General features: G+C 72.7%; 16 protein-coding genes. 3 read left to right on the forward strand and 13 right to left on the reverse strand.

Going from position 1 to position 19,014, the window contains the following annotated elements:
- Positions 1–53: 53 nt before the first annotated feature.
- From ptsP to dhaK, 3 genes are read right to left on the reverse strand one after another with little or no spacing between them, the layout of a single operon-like run.
- Positions 54–2,501: a phosphoenolpyruvate--protein phosphotransferase gene (gene ptsP / locus WMF27_RS12355; protein WP_437768665.1), complete on the reverse strand. Its 2,448-nt coding sequence runs from the start codon at positions 2,499–2,501 to the stop codon at positions 54–56.
- Positions 2,498–3,157, reverse strand: a complete 660-nt coding sequence (gene dhaL / locus WMF27_RS12360) for a dihydroxyacetone kinase subunit DhaL (RefSeq protein WP_437768664.1) — start codon at positions 3,155–3,157, stop codon at positions 2,498–2,500. The genes ptsP and dhaL overlap by 4 nt, the downstream gene beginning before the upstream one ends.
- Before the next feature lie 3 nt (positions 3,158–3,160).
- Positions 3,161–4,162 carry a dihydroxyacetone kinase subunit DhaK gene (gene dhaK, locus WMF27_RS12365; protein ID WP_437768663.1) on the reverse strand — a complete coding sequence of 334 codons (1,002 nt, stop codon included), beginning with the start codon at positions 4,160–4,162 and terminating at the stop codon, positions 3,161–3,163.
- 106 nt (positions 4,163–4,268) lie between these two features.
- Here dhaK and WMF27_RS12370 point away from each other — a divergent pair, with 106 nt between their 5' ends.
- Entirely contained in the window at positions 4,269–5,012 is a 744-nt protein-coding gene (locus WMF27_RS12370; RefSeq protein ID WP_437745941.1) for a YqjF family protein, read from the forward strand.
- A 100-nt stretch (positions 5,013–5,112) separates the two neighbouring features.
- On the opposite strand, the gene WMF27_RS12375 is transcribed toward WMF27_RS12370, so the two are convergent.
- From WMF27_RS12375 to WMF27_RS12385, 3 genes are read right to left on the reverse strand one after another with little or no spacing between them, the layout of a single operon-like run.
- Positions 5,113–6,069, reverse strand: coding sequence for a YheT family hydrolase (locus tag WMF27_RS12375; RefSeq protein WP_437944153.1), 957 nt, complete (start codon positions 6,067–6,069; stop codon positions 5,113–5,115).
- 47 nt (positions 6,070–6,116) lie between these two features.
- Complete coding sequence (locus tag WMF27_RS12380; RefSeq protein WP_437944154.1) at positions 6,117–7,916, reverse strand: MXAN_6577-like cysteine-rich protein; 1,800 nt, start codon at positions 7,914–7,916, stop codon at positions 6,117–6,119.
- Between the two features lie 48 nt (positions 7,917–7,964).
- Positions 7,965–8,090, reverse strand: coding sequence for a hypothetical protein (locus tag WMF27_RS12385; RefSeq protein ID WP_437944155.1), 126 nt, complete (start codon positions 8,088–8,090; stop codon positions 7,965–7,967).
- Positions 8,091–8,417: 327 nt separating this feature from the next.
- Here WMF27_RS12385 and WMF27_RS12390 point away from each other — a divergent pair, with 327 nt between their 5' ends.
- Positions 8,418–8,588 carry a hypothetical protein gene (locus tag WMF27_RS12390; protein WP_437944156.1) on the forward strand — a complete coding sequence of 57 codons (171 nt, stop codon included), beginning with the start codon at positions 8,418–8,420 and terminating at the stop codon, positions 8,586–8,588.
- Positions 8,589–8,696: 108 nt separating this feature from the next.
- Here WMF27_RS12390 and WMF27_RS12395 read toward each other — a convergent pair whose 3' ends face one another.
- The 7 genes from WMF27_RS12395 to WMF27_RS12425 form a co-directional block, all read right to left on the reverse strand.
- Complete coding sequence (locus tag WMF27_RS12395; RefSeq protein ID WP_437768659.1) at positions 8,697–10,073, reverse strand: hemolysin family protein; 1,377 nt, start codon at positions 10,071–10,073, stop codon at positions 8,697–8,699.
- A gap of 190 nt (positions 10,074–10,263) precedes the next feature.
- Positions 10,264–11,331 (reverse strand): 3-deoxy-7-phosphoheptulonate synthase, encoded by a 1,068-nt coding sequence (locus WMF27_RS12400; protein ID WP_437768658.1) that lies wholly within the window; start codon positions 11,329–11,331, stop codon positions 10,264–10,266.
- A 217-nt stretch (positions 11,332–11,548) separates the two neighbouring features.
- Complete coding sequence (locus WMF27_RS12405; protein ID WP_437944157.1) at positions 11,549–12,355, reverse strand: sigma-70 family RNA polymerase sigma factor; 807 nt, start codon at positions 12,353–12,355, stop codon at positions 11,549–11,551.
- Between the two features lie 263 nt (positions 12,356–12,618).
- Positions 12,619–13,905 (reverse strand): RNA polymerase sigma factor, encoded by a 1,287-nt coding sequence (locus WMF27_RS12410; RefSeq protein WP_437768656.1) that lies wholly within the window; start codon positions 13,903–13,905, stop codon positions 12,619–12,621.
- 97 nt (positions 13,906–14,002) lie between these two features.
- The gene (locus tag WMF27_RS12415; protein WP_437944158.1) at positions 14,003–15,130 is read right to left on the reverse strand and encodes a hypothetical protein; all 1,128 of its coding nucleotides are present in this window, start codon (positions 15,128–15,130) and stop codon (positions 14,003–14,005) included.
- A gap of 86 nt (positions 15,131–15,216) precedes the next feature.
- Entirely contained in the window at positions 15,217–15,714 is a 498-nt protein-coding gene (locus WMF27_RS12420) for a hypothetical protein (RefSeq protein WP_437768654.1), read from the reverse strand.
- A 553-nt stretch (positions 15,715–16,267) separates the two neighbouring features.
- Positions 16,268–17,218, reverse strand: coding sequence for a hypothetical protein (locus tag WMF27_RS12425; protein WP_437768653.1), 951 nt, complete (start codon positions 17,216–17,218; stop codon positions 16,268–16,270).
- A 657-nt stretch (positions 17,219–17,875) separates the two neighbouring features.
- On the opposite strand from WMF27_RS12425, the gene WMF27_RS12430 reads away from it, so the two are divergent.
- Complete coding sequence (locus tag WMF27_RS12430; RefSeq protein ID WP_437768652.1) at positions 17,876–18,721, forward strand: hypothetical protein; 846 nt, start codon at positions 17,876–17,878, stop codon at positions 18,719–18,721.
- Positions 18,722–19,014: the final 293 nt, after the last annotated feature.

Consider the following 19,014-nt stretch of genomic DNA (forward strand, 5'->3'; position numbering starts at 1 on the left):
GACGTCTGGCGGTCCCTGGCCAGGCGCCTGCCCGCTCCGTCACCGCACCGACGTCAGCCCGGACGCCGCGCCGCCGCGCGGGTTGCGCGGGCCGCCGCCGCGTCGTCGACCGCGAGCGCCTCCTCGGCGATGGCGGCGAGATCGGCGAACGAGGCGCCGGCGAGCGCGTCCTCCACCGCGTCGAACGCGGAGGCGCACATGCTGAGGCGCGTGATCCCGAGCCCGACGAGGAGCGGCGCGACGCCGGGATCGCCGGCGGCCTCGCCGCACACCGAGACCGGCCGCTTCGCGGCGTGCCCCGCCTCCACCACCCAGCGCACGAGCCGCAGCACGGCCGGGTGCGCCGGATCCGCGAGCGCGTGCAGCCGCGGGTGACCGCGCTCGGCCGCCAGCGTGTGCTGCGTCAGATCGTTGGTCCCGATGCTGAAGAAGTCGGCCTGGCGCGCGAGGCGCTCCGCCATGAGCGCCGCCGACGGCACCTCGACCATGATGCCCGTGGCCACGGGCCAGCGGTGCGCCGCGCCCGTCGCCGCGAGCGCCTCGTGCGCGCGCTCCAGCGCGGCGCGCACGGCGCTCACCTCCGCGGCGGTCGAGACCATCGGGACCAGCACCCGGATGTCATGGCCGCGCCCCGCGACCAGGATCGCGCGGAGCTGCGTCTCGAGCAGCGCCGGCCGCGCGAGGGAGAGGCGGACGCCGCGGACGCCCAGGCTGGGGTTCGTCTCGGCGTCGAGCTCGAGGTACGGCAGCGCCTTGTCCCCGCCGGCGTCGAGCGTGCGGACCACGATCGGAGCGCCGGCGAACGCCGCGAAGATCTCCGCGAGCAGCTCCGCCTGCTCGTCCTCGCCAGGCTCGTCCGCGCGGTCGAGGAACAGCATCTCGGTGCGCAGGAGCCCGATCCCGAGGGCGCCGGCCTCGCGCGCGGCGCGCGCGTCCGAGGGGCCAGCCACGTTCGCCCAGAGCTCGATCTCGCGGCCGCAGGCGAGGCGCAACCGGCCGTCCCGGGCGCCTGGCGGCCGCCGCGACGCGCGGAGGGCCGCCTGCCGCCGCTGGAGCTCGATCGTCGTCTCGGGATCCGGATCGAGCCACACCTCGCCGGTCGCGCCGTCGAGGCCGGCGCGCGTGCCGCCCGCGTCCGCCACCAGCGCCGCGGCCCCGGCGACCGCGGGGATGCCGGCGCTCCGCAGCAGGATGGCCGCGTGCGAGGTGGGACCGCCGCGCCGGTCGATGACGCCGAGCACCCGCCTCGTATCGAGCCGCGCGGCCTCCGACGGCGTGAGGTCCTCGGCCACGACGACGGCCGGCGGCCCGTCGGGCAGCACCGCCGCGGCGCCGCCGAGCAGGGCGCGCACCACGGCGTCGCCCACGTCGTGGACGTCGGCCTCGCGGGCCCGCAGGTACGGGTCGTCGAGCCGCCGGTAGATCGCGGCCGCGGCGTCGATCGCCTGGCGGAAGGCCCAGGCCGCGTTGCAGCGCTCCCGCTCGATGCGGGAGATCGCCTCGTCGACGAGCGCCGGGTCGCAGAGCAGCGCCTGATGGGCGTCGAGGATGTCGGTGCCGCGCAGCGCGCTGCCGAGGTCCTGCGCTGCCAGATCGAGCGCCCGCCGCAGCCGCTCTGCCTCGGCTGCAGGATCGTCGACCGTGGTCTCGGGGACCTCCGGGATCGACCGCACCAGCCGGACCATGGGGCCGAGCGCGACGCCGGGCGCGACGGGGATCGCGTGGCACGACGCGGGGGGCGCCGTAGGGGCGGCCGCCGGCGCGCCGCGCTGCAGGAGCGCGGCGAGCGCCTCGACCGCCTCGACCGCCTGCCGCCCGGTCGCGCGCAAGCGCAGCACGTCGCCCCGGCGCGCCCCGAGGGACGCGAGCGCGATCAGGCTCGAGGCCGGCACCGGACCGCGCGCGGCCGTCACGTTCTCCAGGGTGATCGCCGCGTCGAAGGCCGCCGCGCGCGTGATGAGCCGCGCGGCAGGGCGGGCGTGCAGGCCGCCCGGATCGGCGATCGCGAGCTCGACCGCCGCGGCCGGCGCGGCCGCATCGGTCGCGGCCGCCGCCGCCGCCGCGGGGCGCTCCGCCTCGCCGAGCTGCTCGGCCTTGGGAGCGAGCGCCTGCCGCGCCTCCGCGGCGACCTGATCGAGCGTGCCGCCCGCCGCAGCCCGCACGGCCGCCGCGACCGCCCCTTCCACGATCGGCCCGCCGGTGAGGCGCGTGCGCGCGGCGATGGCCGGATCGATGAGCTCGAGCGCCGTCTCGGCGCTCAGGATCGCGCCGCCGATGTCCATCAGCACGACGGCGCCGGCCCGCCCGCAGACGCGCTCGATCGCCGCGGCGATCGCGGTCGCGTCGGTGCCGAGCTCCGCGCCGCCGTCGCCCGCGCCCGCCGCGCACGCGATGGCGACCGCCTCGCCGGTCATCTGGCGGGCCAGCGCCTCGGTGGCCTCGGCGAGCTGCCGGCTGTGCGAGACCAGGACGAGCCCGACGCGGCCCGCCGCCCTGCTCATACGCCTGCCGTCGCGGCCAGGCTCCGCAGCAAGAGCGAACACGACGTGGCGCCGGGGTCCTGGTGCCCGGCGCTGCGCTCACCGAGGTAGCTCGCCCGGCCCTTGCGAGCGATGAGCGGCACGGTCGCAAGCGCGCCGGCCTGCGCCGCCGCGGCGGCGCGCGCGAGCCCGTCCATGAGCGGGGAGCGCGCCGGCTCGCCCGCGGGCGCCGGCGCGCTCAGCGCGGCCTTGAGCGCGTCGACCGCAGGGGAGAGCGCGTCGACCATCGTCTTGTCGCCGGGCGACGCCTTGCCTCGCCGCTTCACGCCGTCGAGGCCCGCCTCGAGGCACCCGGCCACGGCCGCGAGATCGAGCGCCGCGGCGCCGGCCGCCCGCTGGCCCGCCTCGCGGAACAGCGTGCCGTAGAGCGGGCCGCTCGCCCCGCCGACGGTCGACAGCAAGATCATCCCGACGCCCTTCAGCAGCGCGCCGACGTCGCCGTGATCGAGGCCGCCGAGCCGGGCGCGCACCGCCGTGAAGCCGCGCGCCATGTTGACGCCGTGGTCGCTGTCGCCGATCGCCGCGTCGAGCTCGGTCAGGAGCGCCTTCTCGCGCTCCATGACGTCGGCCGCGCGCTCGATCCACGCCGCGATGTGCGCGCCGTTCAAGGCGTCCATGGCTCAGGTCCCCCAGCGCAGCGCCGGCGTGTGCACCGGCGCGTCCCACCACCGGAGCATCTCGTCGTCGAGCTTGAGCAGGGTCACCGACGCGCCGGCCATCTCGAGCGACGTGATGTACGACCCCACGAGGCTGCGCGCGACCTTGAGGCCGCGGCCCTGCGCGATCGCGCGCGCCTTGCGGTACACGACGTAGAGCTCGAGGAGCGGCGTCCCGCCCATGCCGTTGACGAACAGCAGCACGTCGTCGCCCGGCGCGAACGGCAGGTCGTCGAGGATCGGCTGCATCAGGAGCTCGGCCACCCGGTCGGCCGGCTCCAGCCTGGCCCGCCGCCGGCCGGGCTCGCCGTGGATGCCGATGCCGACCTCCATCTCGCCCGGGCCGAGCTCGAACGACGGCTTGCCGGCGTGCGGCACCGTGCAGGCGGAGAGCGCGACCCCCATGCTGCGGCCGCGCGCGTTGACCCGCCGGCCGAGCGCCGCCACCTCCTCGAGCGGGCGGCCCGCCTCGGCGGCGCCGCCGCAGATCTTCTCGACGAGGACGGTCGTCCCCACGCCGCGCCGTCCGGCAGTGTACAGGCTGTCCTCGACCGCCACATCGTCGTTCACGAGCACGCCCTCCACCGGGATTCCCGCCTCGCCCGCGAGCTCGGCGGCCATCTCGAAGTTCATCACGTCGCCGGTGTAGTTCTTGATGATGTGGAGCACGCCGGCGTCGCCGTCGACTGCCCGCGTCGCTTCGAAGATCTGGTCGGGCGTCGGGCTCGTGAACACGGCGCCGGGGCAGGCGGCGTCGAGCATGCCGCGCCCGACGAACCCGGCGTGCAGCGGCTCGTGCCCGCTGCCGCCGCCGGAGAGGAGCGCGACCTTGCCCTTGCCCTTCGCCTCCGCGCGCGTGACGAAGCGCGGCGCGGCGTTCACCCGGAGGAGCTCGGCGTGCGCGAGCGCCATCCCCTCGAGCGCCTCATCGACGAGATCGTCCGGCGCATTGATGAGCTTCTTCATCCTGCCTCCGCTCCGTGCCCGTTCGGCCCGCGCGCAGGATATCCCCATGTCATTGCCGGCCGCGAGAGGAGATCTTCTGACCGCGCCGTCCTAGGATGAGGTCGTCGTGGATCGAATCGCCCCCACGCTCCGCCCCCCTGGCCGCCCGGCGGGCTTCCAGCGCTGGAGAGAGCTGCTCTTCCTGCACTGGGAGACGCCGATCGCCGCGCTGCGCGCCGTCGTGCCGCCCGCGCTCGAGCTCGACACCTTCGAGGGCAGGGCCTACGTCGGCGTCGTCGCCTTCACCATGCGCGACGTCAGCCCCTGGTGGTCGCCGAGCGTGCCCGGGATCTCGAACTTCCACGAGCTCAACGTCCGCACCTACGTTCACCACGAGGGGCGAGCGCCGGGCGTCTGGTTCTTCAGCCTGGACGCGGCCAAGGCCATCGCGGTCGTCGCGGCCCGGGTCGGCTGGCACTTGCCCTATCACCACGCCTCGATGGATCTCGACTCGAGGGACGGGGAGGTCCGTTACCGCAGCGAGCGGCGCTGGCCGGGCCCCGTGCCTGCGCGCTTCGAGGCGCGCTATCGCGTCGGCGCGGCGATCGACGGCGGCGCCGCGGCGCCGGGGACCTTCGAGCACTTCCTGGCCGAGCGTTACCTGCTGTTCGCCGCGAGCGGCGGCGCGCTCAAGATCGGGCAGGTGCACCACGCGCCCTATCCGCTCCACCGGGCCGAGGTGACCCACGTCGAGGAGAGCGTCGTCGCCGCGGCCGGCCTGCCCGCCCCGGCGGGGGCGCCGCACGTGCTCTATAGCCCGGGCGTGGACGTCGACGTCTATGCGCTGACGCCCGCCGCGCCGCGCGGGTGACGCCGCCGCGCCGCGGCCGCGCGGTGATCGGATCGCGCCCCGATGCCCCGGGGAGCCCGAGCCAGAGCGCCGCGGGCACGGCCGGGCCTGCGCCCGCGGGTCAATTCCTGGTGAGCCAGTGGATGACCTGGGACTCGAGGCCCGGCGCCGCCCCGAACCCGAGGCTCAGCGTCCGCGGGAAGCCCACGTGGCCGCCGTGCCGGAGCCACTGCACGTCGAGCAGCGGCGAGCGCGGGTGGGCCTCGATCGCCGGCCGCACCGTGTCGAGCGGCACCATCGGGTCGGCCTCCGCCGCGACGATCAGCGACGGGACGGCGATGTCGCCGAGGCGCGGGGCGGCGCTCTCGCTCGCATAGTAGGCCTCCGCGCTCTGGTAGCCGAAGCGTCGCGTCATGATGCGCCGGTCCCATTCGCGGATCGTGCGAATGGCGAGCGCCTCGTCGAGGGGCACGGGCACGGCGCGGCGCGAGGCGACGGCTGTGTACATCTCCTTCAGCCCGGCCATCACGTGCCTGCGGTAAACCCACCGCTCGGGCTGATCGATGGCGGCCACGGCTCGCTCCAGGTCGAGCGGCGGGCAGACGGCCGCCACGGCGTGGACGCGCCCGTCGAGCGAGCCCGACGCCGCATAACGGAGGGCGATATGCCCGCCCAGCGAGTAGCCGAGGACGAGCACGCGCTCGTACCGGCCGAGCTCGGGGGAGGTGATGGCGGCGTGGAGATCGGAGAACAGGCCAGCGTGGTAGATGTCGTCTCCGTCGCCCCCGGCGCCGCGCAGGTTGATGCGCAGGCAGGCGAGCCCGGCGCGCTCGGCCATCAGGGCGGCCTCGACCACATAATAACTCTCGCTCGTACCGCCGAGCCCGTGGACGATGACGAGGATAGAGCCCGCGTCTTCTCGATGGCGGATCCTGCCGAGCAACCGGACGGGCCCGGCAGGCGTCTCATCGACGTGGACCGAGAAGGGGGAAGACGGAGCGAGCCGCGGGGCGCGAATCTGATGCTTGAGCCAGGGAGCGACCGTCCAGAAGTGGCCGTGGAGGATGCGCTGCATCATCCCGTTCGTAACACGGGCGACGCAGCGCTTCTATCTCACCCGCACGCTCAGCGACACTCGACCTCCGACGCGCCGCTGCAATCGTTCCGGCACACGTCGCAGTAGACGCACCGGAGCATCGCGTCGTAGAGGTCCGCGCTGGCAGGGTCTGCCGTCCTGCAGGCCTCCTGGCAGCCGGCCGTGTCGCACGTACGGATGCAGCTCACGTACTCCAAGCACAGGAGGCTTGCCGTGCACGCCGAGAGCTCGTCGGCGCAGCTGGTATCGAGCGCGCACTGGGTGCACCCCGAGCCGCCGTCGCCGCAGGTGCCCGAGCCGTCGCATACAGGCGGCGGGACGGCCCGCTTCAGGTTGAGCGTGAACGCGCCGTCGCTGGTGTCGAGCGAGCCGTCCACCACGATCACGACGGTCTGACCCGCCGCGAGCGTCACCGTGACCTCCGACTGATCGACCCTCGTGTCGTCGTTGCACGCGAGCTGAGGCCCCCCGCAGGTCGCGTCGTGCACGTGGAGCATCGTGTCGAACGCCGATCCGAACGTATCGAACGTGTAGTCGCCGGCGACCGGCGCCGTGAACGCGTATCCCGCGTCGGGGCTGTTCGATTGGCGGCAGGCCTCCGTCACGGTCGGCCGCACGCTGTTGGGCCGGCCGAGCGTGCTGCCGGTGATCGTCTGCGGCACCGACGAGGCGAGGGTGCCCGCCGGGCAGCTCGGCGCGCTCGCCCGCGTCACGCTCAGCTCGAAGGTGCCCGCCTCGCCCTCCGCGCCGTCGACCACGATGTAGACGGTCTGGCCCATGGCCAGGTCGGCCGTGATGATCGCGCTCGGGTCGGCGCTGCACGCGATCTCGGAGCACCCCGTCGCGTCGAGGAGGGCGAGGACGACGCTGTAGCCGGAGTTCGTGCTGTCGAACGAGTAGACGCCCGCGGTCGCGGCGGTGAACGAGTAGATGCGCTCGCTCGAGCTCGTGGCGGAGCACGTCGGGGAATACGTGTTCGGCAGGCCCGCGGTCGTGCCGTTCACGATCTGCGGCACGGCGCTGCCGAGATCGTGGCCCGGGCTCACCGTGCACGCGCACGCCCCGGCCTGGCAGACCTGCGAGTCGTTGCACGCGGCGCCGCACTCGCCGCAATGATCGGCGTTGGTCTGGAGGTCGACGCAGACATCGACGCCGTTGCAGGCCGTGAGCCCGGAGCCGCAGCCGTCCTGGCATTCGCCGGCGACGCACGTCTGGTCGTCCGTGCACGCGGTGCCGCACGCGCCGCAATGCCCGGCGTCGTTCTGGAGGTCGATGCAGGCGCCGTCGCAGTCGGTGAGCCCCGCCGAGCACTCGCCGTCCTGGCACTCGCCGGCCTCGCAGGTCTGGCCGTCCGTGCACGCGGCGCCGCACTCGCCGCAGTTGCCCGGATCGGACGTGACGTCGACGCACGTGCCGCCGCAGTCGGTGCGCCCCGCGGGGCAGCCCCCCTGGTCCTGGCACGCGCCGGCCTCGCAGGTCTGCCCCTCCTCGCAGGCGTTGTTACAGCGGCCGCAGTTCGCCTCGTCGCTCTGGGTGTCGACGCAGCTGTCGCCGCACGACGCGAGGCCGTCGTCGCACGCGGCCACGGCCACGCACTCGCCGTCGCGGCAGGCCTGATCGCTGCCGCACGCCACGCCGCACGCGCCGCAGTGGCTCGTGCTCGTGCCCGTGTTGATACAGATGCCGTCGCACTCCGTCTCCGGCGCGACGCACGCGCTCGTGCTGGGGCCGCCGTCCGAACACGATGCCACGGAGGCGAGCGCCGCCGCAGCGAGCCAGAGCAGGGTATACGTCGGCGCGAGCCTGAAGCGCGATTTGAGCTTTTCCATGAACCTTCCCTCGGCAGAGTCGCCGACGACGGGGGTCGTAACGCGGAGCTACCGGGAGGATACGACGATGGCCTTGCAGGATGTCAATGCTTGCAGCCTGAATCCCGCGCGTAGTTCGTCGGCGGCGTCGGCGGCGTCGGCGGCGTCGGCGGCGTCGGCGCGCCGTTTTGCCACCGTCGTACACCTTGACCACAGGGTGCGCTGCTCGGGCGCCGCGCGCGCGGCCAGGGCGCCCCGCGCGCGGCCAGGGCGCCCCGCGCGCGGCCAGGCCGCCAGCCCGCGCCGGCCTCTCCGCAGGGGAGGGAGGCAGCGCGGATTGCGCTGGCGCGGGAGGCCGTCTATGCCTGGATGGCGCGCGCGAGGGCCTCGCCATGGCCCCGACCGCTCCGAGCACCAACCGAATTCCCGCTCAGATCAAGTACATTGTCGGGAACGAGGGGTGCGAACGTCTCAGCTTTTACGGGAGGAAGAACATATTCAACGTTCCTCGTGGTCAACACCATGTTGATCCACGAGCACGTGGCGAAGGCCAATTGCCACCTGTGCGCGGCGTCCACCTCACGGCGCTCGGCCGGCACGGCGAACACGGGCAACCTGATCACCGCCGGCGTCGCCGCGTTCAACGTGTTCACTGCGCGCTTCAATACCTCTTCTTCGCGGCGCTCCTCCTGATCGCGGCCGTCGTCTTCGGCCTCGTCGCCCGGCGCTACGTGGTGGTCGACCAGTTCCAGCGGAGGCCCCGGGCGCGCCCGTCCCTGCGTCCCGACGCGCCGCGCCGGTTCAGCCCTCGCCGCGCTGCTCCTCGTCCTCGGGCTCGCTCGCATGCGCGGGCGGGATGCGGACCCGCACCGTGCGGATCTGCCGCGGGCTCGCGTCGACGATGTGGAGCTCCGCCCCGTCCGGGGTCGTCACGACGTCGCCGGGCGCGGGGATGCGCCGGGCGAGCCCCAGGCAGAGCCCCGCGACCGTCGACCAGCGGACGTCGTCCGGCAGCGCGATCGCGAGCTGCCGGCTGACCTCGTGGACCGGCATGTCGCCGGGCACGAGCGCCGACCCGTCCGGCTCGCGCCGGATCGTCTCTGCGTGGGGCGGGTGCGCCTCGTTCTCGGCGAAGATCTCGCCGACGAGCTCCTCGACGAGGTCCTCCATCGTGACGATGCCGATCATGCCGCCCTGCTCGTCCACGACGACGGCGAGCTGGAGCCGGCGCCGCTTCAGCTCGGCGAGGAGCTCGACGGCCGGCATCGACCCGACCACGAAGTACGCCGGGCGCAGGATGCTCTCCAGCGAGAACTGCCCGTCGCCCCACAGGAGCGCGAGCACCTCCGGCATCGTGACGTAGCCGATCACGTTGTCGTTCGACCCCTCGTAGACCGGCATCCGCGTGTGGCCGTGCTCCAGCACGGCGCGCTGCACCTCCGGGGCGGCCGCGTCGCGCGGGAGCGCCACGACGCGGCCGCGGGGGAGCATCACCTGGAGCGCGGTGAGCCAGGCGAAATCGATGGCGCGGGACGCGATCTCGCCGGCGCGCTTGTCGACCGAGCCCGCCTCGGCGGCCTCGTCGACGATCTGCTGGATCTCCTCGGGGGAGAGGCGCGCCTCGACGAAGTTCGTGCGGTCGCCGAAGAGCCTCAGCACCAGGTTGGAGCTGGCGGTGAGCAGCCAGACGAGCGGGCGGGCGAGCGACGAGAGCCCGCGGAGCGGCGGCCCGGCGAGCATCGCGTACCGCTCGGAGGCGCGGAGCGCGAGCGACTTCGGGACGAGCTCGCCGAGGACGAGCGACAGGAAGGAGACGAGCGCGACCACCGCGGCGAACGCGAGCTCGTCCGCCGCGTCCCCGACCCACGGCACCGCGCGGAGGACCGGCGCGAGGTCCTTCGCGAGGGTCGACCCGCCGAAGGCGCTCGCGGTCGCGCCGACGACGGTGATGCCGATCTGCACGGTGGCGAGGAAGCGCTCCGGGTTGCCCCGGAGGCGCTTCACCGCCCGTGCCCGGCGGCTCCCCGACTGGACGAGCTGGTCGAGCCGCGTCTTGCGGACCGTGACGATCGCGATCTCGGCGCCCGAGAAGACGCCGTTCACGAGCACGAGGGCCAGGATGATGAGGATTTCCGAGAGAATGGCGGCGCCCTCCGCGGCGTTCCCGGGTGCAGGCATAGCGTGTCGCTCGCCCGGACGGCAGCGGCGCCAGGCCCGCGGCGCACGAAACCCGGGCGGCCGTGGTTGCAGCGTGCCGCGGGCCGCGAGTTGCGCTCATGATGAAATTTTCTGGAGGGATCCGCCACGCGCGTGACGGCGCGTCGGCCGCCGCGCCGTCACGCGCGGCCGCAGGCGCCGCGCGGAGGGCTCACGCCGCCTTGCTGGCTCGCCGGTCCCGCACCGCCTGCGCGAGCAGCTCGAGCACCGGCACGGTGTCGTTCCAGCCGAGGCAGGCGTCGGTGATGCTCTGGCCGTAGGTGGGGGGCTTGCCCGGCGCGAGATCCTGCCGGCCTCCCACGAGGTGGCTCTCGATCATCACGCCGAGGATGTCCCGCGAGCCCGAGCGCAGCTGGTCGGCCAGGCTCTCGGCCACGATCCTCTGGCGCGCCGGATCCTTCTGGCTGTTGCCGTGGCTGCAGTCGACCATCAGCCGGCGCGGCAGGCCCGCCTTGGTCAGGCGGTCGGCCGCCTCGCGGACGTGCTCGGCCGCGTAGTTGGGCCCGCGCTGCGAGCCGCGCAGGATCACGTGACACGACGCGTTGCCGCGCGTCGCCACGATCGCCGAGATCCCCTGCTTCGTCACGGAGAGGAAATGGTGCGCCTCGCGCGCGGCCCGCACGGCGTCGACCGCGATCTGGACGTCGCCCTCGGTGCTGTTCTTGAAGCCCACGGGGCACGAGAGCCCGGAGGCGAGCTCGCGGTGAATCTGGCTCTCGGTCGTGCGCGCGCCGATCGCGCCCCAGGAGATGAAATCGGCGATGAACTGCGGCGAGATCGTGTCCAGGAACTCGGTCGCGCTCGCGAGCCCGAGCTCGGCGATGTCGCGGAGCAGCCCCCGGGCGACGCGGAGCCCCTTGTTGATCGAGAAGCTGCCGTCGAGGTTGGGATCGTTGATCAGCCCCTTCCAGCCGACCGTGGTGCGCGGCTTCTCGAAGTACACGCGCATGACCACGAGCAGATCGTCGCTCAGCCGGTCGCGCGCCTCCCGGAGCTGCGCGGCGTACTCCAGGGCGGCCTTGGGGTCGTGGATGGAGCAGGGGCCCACCACCACGATGATCCGGTCGTCGTCGCCCGAGATCACGCGCTCGGCGGCCTTGCGCGTGAAGGCCACGGTCTCGGAGGCCGCGGGGCTGACGGGGATCTCTTCGATAAGGATCGCGGGGGGGATCAAGGGCCTGAGCCCTGCAATACGAAGGTCGTCGGTCGAGTAGTACATCGTTGAGGCTCCAGCATAGCGCGACGACATACGCCCCGACTACCCGCGCGTGGGCCGGAGGCGCTTTCTGGTCGCTGTACGGCGCCCCGTACATCCCGTACGGCTTGCGATCGGCGTGAAGATTTGTCTCGCAGGCGCGGGCGGGCCATCGGGTCATGGGGGCCGTCGGAGCCGGGCCCACGCTGGCGTTCGCGCGAGCGCTGGCCGCCTCCGCCGGTCAACTGCGCGCTGGCGCGTGCGGCCGCTCCCCCGGCCGCTCCGCGCCCGGTCGCCGCAGGAACAGGGCGCCCTTCGGCTGCGTGCGGCAGGGCGCCGCCGGCCGCTCGGTGCCCGCTGGGGTCGAGCGGACGGGTCGCTCTGCCAGCGCCGTCCGGCGTGGCGGGGGCACCGCGCGTGTGGCGCTCGCCGGGCGCGCCGCCTCGGTGACGTCGGTCGCGGTCGGCCGCGGCGGTCGTTGCTGCCTGCGCTCTGCGCGGGGCTCCTCGAGCAGCGCGCGCAGGGACGCGAGCGCGCGCGTGCGCCACTTGTACGCCGTCGACAGCGGGATCCCGTGTTGTGCGGCGACCGTCGCCATCGGCACGCCTTCGATGTCGTGCGCGATGAGGATTTGCTGCTCCTCGGCCTGCAGCGACCTGAGCCGCGAGAGGATGAGGGAGCGCGTCTGCTCTGCGTCGATCTGCTCCTCGGCGTTCGGGCGCTCGTCGGCGACGCGGCGCGGGGCGTGGCCGGAGGACAGCTCTTCGCGCCGGTGGTGCGCGCGGTCGCGGTAGTGGGCGGCCACGTGGACGGTGATCCTGTTGAGCCACCGCTCCGGTCGCGCGCGGAGCGGGTCGTAGGATGGGAAGCTCTGGTATCCGGCGAGGAACACATCCTGGAGAATGTCTCGCCGATCACGGCGTGGGACCCCGAGCCGCCTAAGCCAATTCCATACGGAGTCGTAGGTCTTCCCCCGAAAGAGCCGGACGAAGGCCCGCTGTCTATCCAGCGGCATCGACGGTGCGAGAGTGCGATGCGGTTGTCCCATGCTCGCTTAATTAGGAGGAGCTGATCTCCCATCTCAAAAAAAAGCCATCGGCTCTGAAGAATGATCTTCTGTGCGCGCGCGATCCCCAGCGCATCACCCCCAGGCGCCGCGGACGGGAGAGCAGTAGTCGGCGGCGGTGGGAGGGAGCGTCTCCTGCGCGGGAGAGCAGTAGTCGGCGGCGGTGGGAGGGAGCGTCTCCTGCGCGGGAGAGCAGTAGTCGGCGGCGGTGGGAGGGAGCGTCTCCTGCGCGGGTGACCGTCGCTCTAGAGCAGCGGGCTGGGCCCGGCGGCTGTCGTCCTCGCGCGGAGCGCGCGCAGCGCCGCGTTCCTCTCGGCGGTGAGGCGGCCAGCGGGGAACCTCATCCGGTGCTCGATCAGGCGGCGCTTCGCCTCCGCATAACGACCGCGCGAAAACGCCGTAATCGCGCCGTCGATGAGGGTGCGCTCCGCGGCGATCTCCTGATCGTTCGACGTCCCAGGCGGTGCCGCGGAGGGCAAGGTCGCTCCGCCCGACGGACGGGGCGCGGCCTTCTGCGCGGGCAGCGCCGCGCTGGTCGCTCGCGGGTTCCCGGCGGCCGCGATCCGGCCGCCCTGCGGAGCGTCCGCCGCTGCAGCTGCGCCGAGCGGCGGCGGCAGCACGGCCGGGGACGGCGGCAGCGCGGCCAGGGACGGCAGCGATGGCGCGGTCGGGGACGGCGGCGGCAGCGCGGGTGGGGGCGGCGGCGTCCGGATGACCGCCATGGCGAGCCCGGTCGCGGCGCGCGTTCCGACGGCGGCCGGCGTCGAGGCGGCGCGCAGCGCGCCGAGCGTGATCGCGATGACGGCGGCGGCGCTCGCCAGCGGGACTGCGATGCTCGCTGCGACATGGAGCGAGCCTGCCCGCGTAGGCGCGCCGCCCTCGATCGGGAGCTTCCACGGCCACGGAGAGAACACCCCGCGGACGCTGCGGTACAGCCTCGTGAGCAACGTGGGCGCGCCCTCGCCCCCCGTGCGCGCCTCCTGGACGAGCGCGCCGGCGCTGAAGGGGATGAGCGCGAGCCCGCGGCCGCGCTGCCGCGCCTGCCAGCGACGCATCGCCGCCTCGATGTCGACCCAGGCGAGCCGGTGCCGGCTCCACGCGGTGCTCAGGGGGATCGACAGCTGCTGGGCGATCTCGGCCATGTCGATCTCCTCGAGCTCATGGGCGACGAACACGCAGCGGCGCTCCATGGGCATCTCCTGGAGCAGCTTGTCGAGCACGCAGCGCCGGTCCCTCGCGATGGCGCGCTGCTCGGAGTCGGGGGTGACGTCAGGCAGCGCCGCGAGATCGTCGAACGGCCGGAGGCGCTCGTGGCGGCGGTGGGCCCGTCGGAAATGGTTCGACGCCTGGTGGGTCGCGATGCCCATGAGCCACGACCGCACGGTGCCCCGGCTGGGATCGAACCGCGGCAGCGCACGGTAGGCGCCGGCGAGGACCTCCTGGGCGACGTCCTCGATGTCCTGCGCGCGAACCCCGAGGCGGGCGAGGTAGCGGGCGATGAACGAGAAGTGCTCGTCGGCGATCTCCGCCATGCGGGCGTGGGAAGGCTCTGCGGATGTGTTTTTGCGTGACTGTGTCCCCATCTCTGTTCCCCCCTCGAGCGTGGCGACGGCGTCGTCGCGAAGCTTGTCAATGCGCTGCCTCGGCACCCCGAGGGAGGGCAGCGCGACGCGCGGGCGCCTCGCTCCGCGGATCGAGATTCACGTCCAGACGGAGGCCCACGAGCCCGCCGTAGGCGGGCGGGGTCCAGAGCACGCCTTCCTGGCTCTCGACGCGGAACTGCGTGAGGCGCAGCACGATGTCGCCGTAGAACTGGATGGCGAGCCGATCGGAGATCGGTATCTCGACGCCTGCGCGCGGCCCTGTGGCGAGCCAGAGCGACGAGGTGTCGATGATCCTGGCGTCGGCGCTGGAGGTGGTCACGACCCCGACCGACGCGACGGCACAAGCGAAGAGGTGACGGCGCTGCGAACACGGCATCACGTTCGCCGCCGCGAGCCATGTCGAGATGCTCGTCGCCTCGTCGAGCTGAATCGTGACCGGCAATTGAACGTGGCCTTCGATGCCGAGGGTGAAGGATGGATAGCGGAGCGCGACGTGGAGCGCCGTCCCGGCGGTCGTCTCCTGCAGGGTTCCGAACACCGCGGACCCCGCAAGGCCGACCCTGACGTCGGGCCACGCCCGCCGCGCGGGCGCGGCGGCAGCGGCGTCGGGCGGGGGCGGGGGCGGGGCAGGGGAGGGCGGCGGTGGGGGCGGGGCGGGCGGCACGTGGAGGCTCGGATCGAGCGCGATCCGGAGCGAGAGCGCCATGTTCATGACAAGCTCTTTGCAGTCGTCGTGATAGACGACCAGGTGCCGAGACCATGCGATGGATCCATCCGCGTCGTAGAGGTCCATGGTGGCGTGTATCTCCCTCCCTGGACCGCGGAAGACAAGGGCTTTGGCCTGCGCGGCCGCCTCGGGCTCCACCGGGTCATAGCCGAGCTGCCTGGCAAGCTCCTCGCGCAGGAGCGCCTCGCCCGGGCAGCGCTCGGCCCCCGGCGCGCGACGGTACTCGAGCTGCACTGCGGCGCGGGGCGGCGCGGCGCCGGCGCGCCAGGGCGACAGCAGGGCCGCGGCCGCAGCGACGAGCCACAGCGGCGCCCGGACGCTGGTTCCGCCCGCCCGAGGCCCGGCCAGGGAGCGCCGACGCGCGGAGCTGGGTCGCCCCTGCGCTGCCGCGGCAGTCCCGGTGTCTCTTGCTGATGCTGCTGACATGGTGCTCATCGCGGCGTGGTGATCGCTCGTTCAGGCCAGGTGTCATCGGCCGCATTCCCGTCCAGAGAGCGGCCAGGGTGCCTCGCTCAGAAGGCATCTACGGGGAGCACGAGCCCCACGCCGACCACGCCGGAGAGCGGAGGGACCCGCCATACCTCTCTGTTGTTCACCCAGAGGGACGGACGGCTGTGGTTCGTGTGCAGCTCGGCGAACCCGCGCAGGAACAGCTGCTCGGAGAAGCGCCAGTCGCCCGCGACCCGAAGGCCGACCGAGCTGACCCACGGCTGGCGCGCTTGAATGCTGACGCCGGGGTCGCTCGTGATCTGCAGCTCGCCGGCGTCGAAGACGGCGCACACCGACAGGACCCCGCGATGACCGCAGATGTCGAGCGTCGGCATCGCCAGGCTCGCATGGACCAGGACGCCGTCCGCGAAGGTGTCCGCCAGGGAGGTGAACATCCGCGCCTCGACGCCGATCGACAGGCTGGGCCAGCGGAACGCCGTGGCGAAAGATGCCCCTCCGCCGAGCGCGGGCAGGAGGCCCACCGCGAGCAGCGGTGACGCGGAGATCTCGCCGCGGAACATGTGGTCGTCCTCCTGAGTCTCCCGTCCCGATTCAGACCGAGGCGTATCCGCGTGCACCGGGGTCGTCGCCATCAAGACAACGAACACGGCGGCACAACCGGCGCGTCGCATCGGCGTCCCGGCTAGGGCGGGATCGGTGCGGTACGGAGCGGAATGGACACCTCGACCCGATGCACGCCGCTGTCTCCCGTCCGGCCGCAACACCCCGCCATGTGGCCCCCCTCTTCAACGTCTCCGGCGCCCGTAGGACAGTGCACCTCTGCCGCGTGACGGAGGCCGGCTCGACGTCGCCGCTCCCACGTCGTGATCCTGTAGATACTGACTTTGGAGCGCACGTAAAGGCTTTTGTGTGCGCTCTCGAGCGCGCGGGTCGCATTGCCTTTTGTCTCGTCAATTTCTCCCTATCGAGAGATTTTTCCGTCATGCCCACGGATCCATCTACTTGGCGCCTTTGCCTGACATCGCTGGCTCTGGTCGACCCCGACCGTGGTTCAGGAGAAGCCCGAATCGTGTGGCTCGGGCGGCGCTGCGCCGCCTTCGCGGCGCGTGACCGTCACCCGTTCTCGCCTGGACGTGTTTGGCAGCAAAACGTGCTCGGACCGGTGAGGACGATCTCGCCTCGCAGCTCTCCGCCGCTCGGCTCGCAGCTTCCGGGCTGGTTGACCTGCCAGATAGCCATCATGCTCTTGGGCGTTTTCCCGGGCACGGCGGCGACGCAGCCCGGGGCATGGCTCGAAGCGGTGCCGGCGGTGATCATCTCGCCGCACGCGCCGTCCCGGAAGGAAAGGAGCGCCAGGGAACACTCGCTGCCTGTCGGAGGACCGCACTCACACGGTGTGCAGTGGCGTTCGTCCCTCATGCCGTCGTAAAGGACGACGTCCTCCGGGTAATCTTCCGGGCAGGTCACCTCGCCCTCGCCGAGGTACATGAGGCACCGAGCGAAGCCCCGTTCCTGATCGGGCGACTCGCACGTCGTCGACGGAGAGGCGCACGTGCGTTCCTTGGGGGGGCCTTCGCACGCCAGGCCGGAGCGATACCACCGCAAGCTGAACTGTGGCACCGGGGGGGGCTCGATGCTGGCTTCGCAGGGCGTCACTCGGGTCTCGCCGAGGACGAGCGATTGATGATCGTTCACGAGGGCGTCGTTCGGCACCACGCAGGTGCCGTTCAGCATGTCCCGGGGCTCACGCACCGAGACCGGCGAGCCACCGCACTTCAGCGAGGCGGCCGTCCTGAGATCGTCGGGCAAGGCGCAGGCTGGCTCGCCGCACCGACATGGGCTGCACGCGAAGGGGAAGTCAGCGGTCTCGTACCCCCTGTACACCCTGTTCGGGGCGCTGTCGGGGCAGCGCGGCTCGTCCACCGTTCTGCCGACCCAGAGCAGCGTCGGGCCATGGAAGCCCTCCGGAGCCGGCTCGACACACTGGTCGCCGCTGCACGTGTCGTCGCATGCCGAGATGCACGCGTCGCGGTCGGGCTGGTTTCTGCACACTTTCGCGCACATCCGACATTCCGCTATGCAATCCCAACGGTCGGGCCCGTAGGGCTCGCTATAACATTGATCCACGCATGTCCCGCATTCCGCTAGACACGCCTCCTGGTTGGGCACGTTTTCACACTCGGTGTCGCATGTTTCGATCGTCTCTCTGGTGTAGAAGCAGCCTGGGAGGCATGCGGTGAACAGCAGCGCAAGGGCGAGAGAGGTAGTCTTCATAGACCTCCTGTCGGGAAGAGCTCGCCGCCCGCTTTACTACAGACGCGCCCGTTTCAAGCGAAGATGGACCGGGCTACGCCAGGAATGACCCCTCTCGACGCATTGCGATCAGCGCCGGGGAATTCCAAGAGAACGCCAACGGCGGCGGTTTTTGTCAGCGCAGCCCGGGCTTGAGCGCAGCGAGGCACCTCGTGAAATGAAGACACGCTGGGCCACGTAAGCGCTCGGTGTCGGAGCGCCCCCTCGCCCCAGCTCCTGGGTGACCGAGCGCGCTCCTGCGCAACCCTGCGCAATCCTGCGCAATCCTGCGTGACCGAGCGCAGGCCGCGGCGCTCAGGCACGGGCCAGGGCGACCGAGCACACCGCGTCGAAGGGGGTCGGTGCGAGCGTCGAACGCGTCGAAAGCGCTCGCGGGGCGTGCGCTTGCTGCGTTAAGCTCCGATCCTGATGAGTGGGGATCCACCCGACAGCGAGCGCGGGCTGCATCAGGCCGGGCTCCGTCCTCAGGAAGAAGAGATGGGCTCGCGGGGGGCGGCGAGCGGCGCGCCGGTCCCCTCGGCGACCGTCTCGCTCTCCTCCGGGCGGCGCTACGAGATGGAGGTGACGCCGGCGGGCGATCGGCTCGTCGTCCGCGGAAGGACGGGTGAGATCATCCTGCAGATGGAGATCACCGACGCCGGTCCGGTGCTGTCGTTCGCGGCGCCCGACGGCGAGCGCGCCGGCGCACGGCGAGGCGGCCGGGGGAGCGCCTCCTCCGCGCCGCCGCGGCGCGCGGCCTCGCCGCCGCAGTCCGTGATCGTCCCCATGTCGAGCGGAAATCGCCCCCCCTCGGAGGGCGAGGCCGTCGAGGTGCCGCGGGCCCTGCCGCTGCCCTCGATCAAGCTCCCGCCGGAGGCCGAGCCGCTGGAGCTCGATGGCGGCAACGCGCGGTCGGGGGTCACCCTCCGGCGATCTCCCGGCGAGCTCGACGCGAGCGGCGCCGGGCCGGCCGCGTCGGCGCAGGCGACGCCGAGCGGTGCGGCCCCCGCGCCCGCCTCGCGGAGCGACCTTCCGGGCGCGCGGGGCGCGCTGCCCTCGCTCAGCCTTCAGCAGTACGCGGTCCTCTGCGCCGAGTCGTCGATCGGAGCGGCCTCGTCGTTCGACCAGGCGCTCCTGCGCCACGGCATTGCCGACCGCGACCTGTGGAAGGCCGTCGATCGCAGCTGGCAGGATCGGCTCGAGCGCGAGCCGATCCTCACGCTGCGCTGGATGGAGCTCACGACGCGCTACCGCGAGCACCTGACGCGCCGGTGAAGCTCGCGGCGTGATGCCGCGCGGATACCTGCTACAGCAGCGCCCCGCTCATGCTGGGCAAGCTCCCGGAATCTGGAAGACGAGGCAGCGGAAGAAGAGGAAGAAGACGCCTGAACCTCTTTCCGTCATCTTCGTCTTTCTGTGAACATCCCAAGAAGTGGCGCTGGTCCCGGGAGAGCGCGCGAGCTACCGCGGCCAGCCGCCAGTGTCTGGAGTCTCAGTGCAGGGTCTTCTCGAAGCCATCAGGAAAGCCTGTCTTCCGGGCCTCTGGTCCCAGGGCGTCAAGCTCGCCC

Source organism: Sorangium sp. So ce281 (genome assembly GCF_051527395.1).
Lineage (GTDB): Bacteria > Myxococcota_A > Polyangia > Polyangiales > Polyangiaceae > Sorangium > Sorangium cellulosum_B.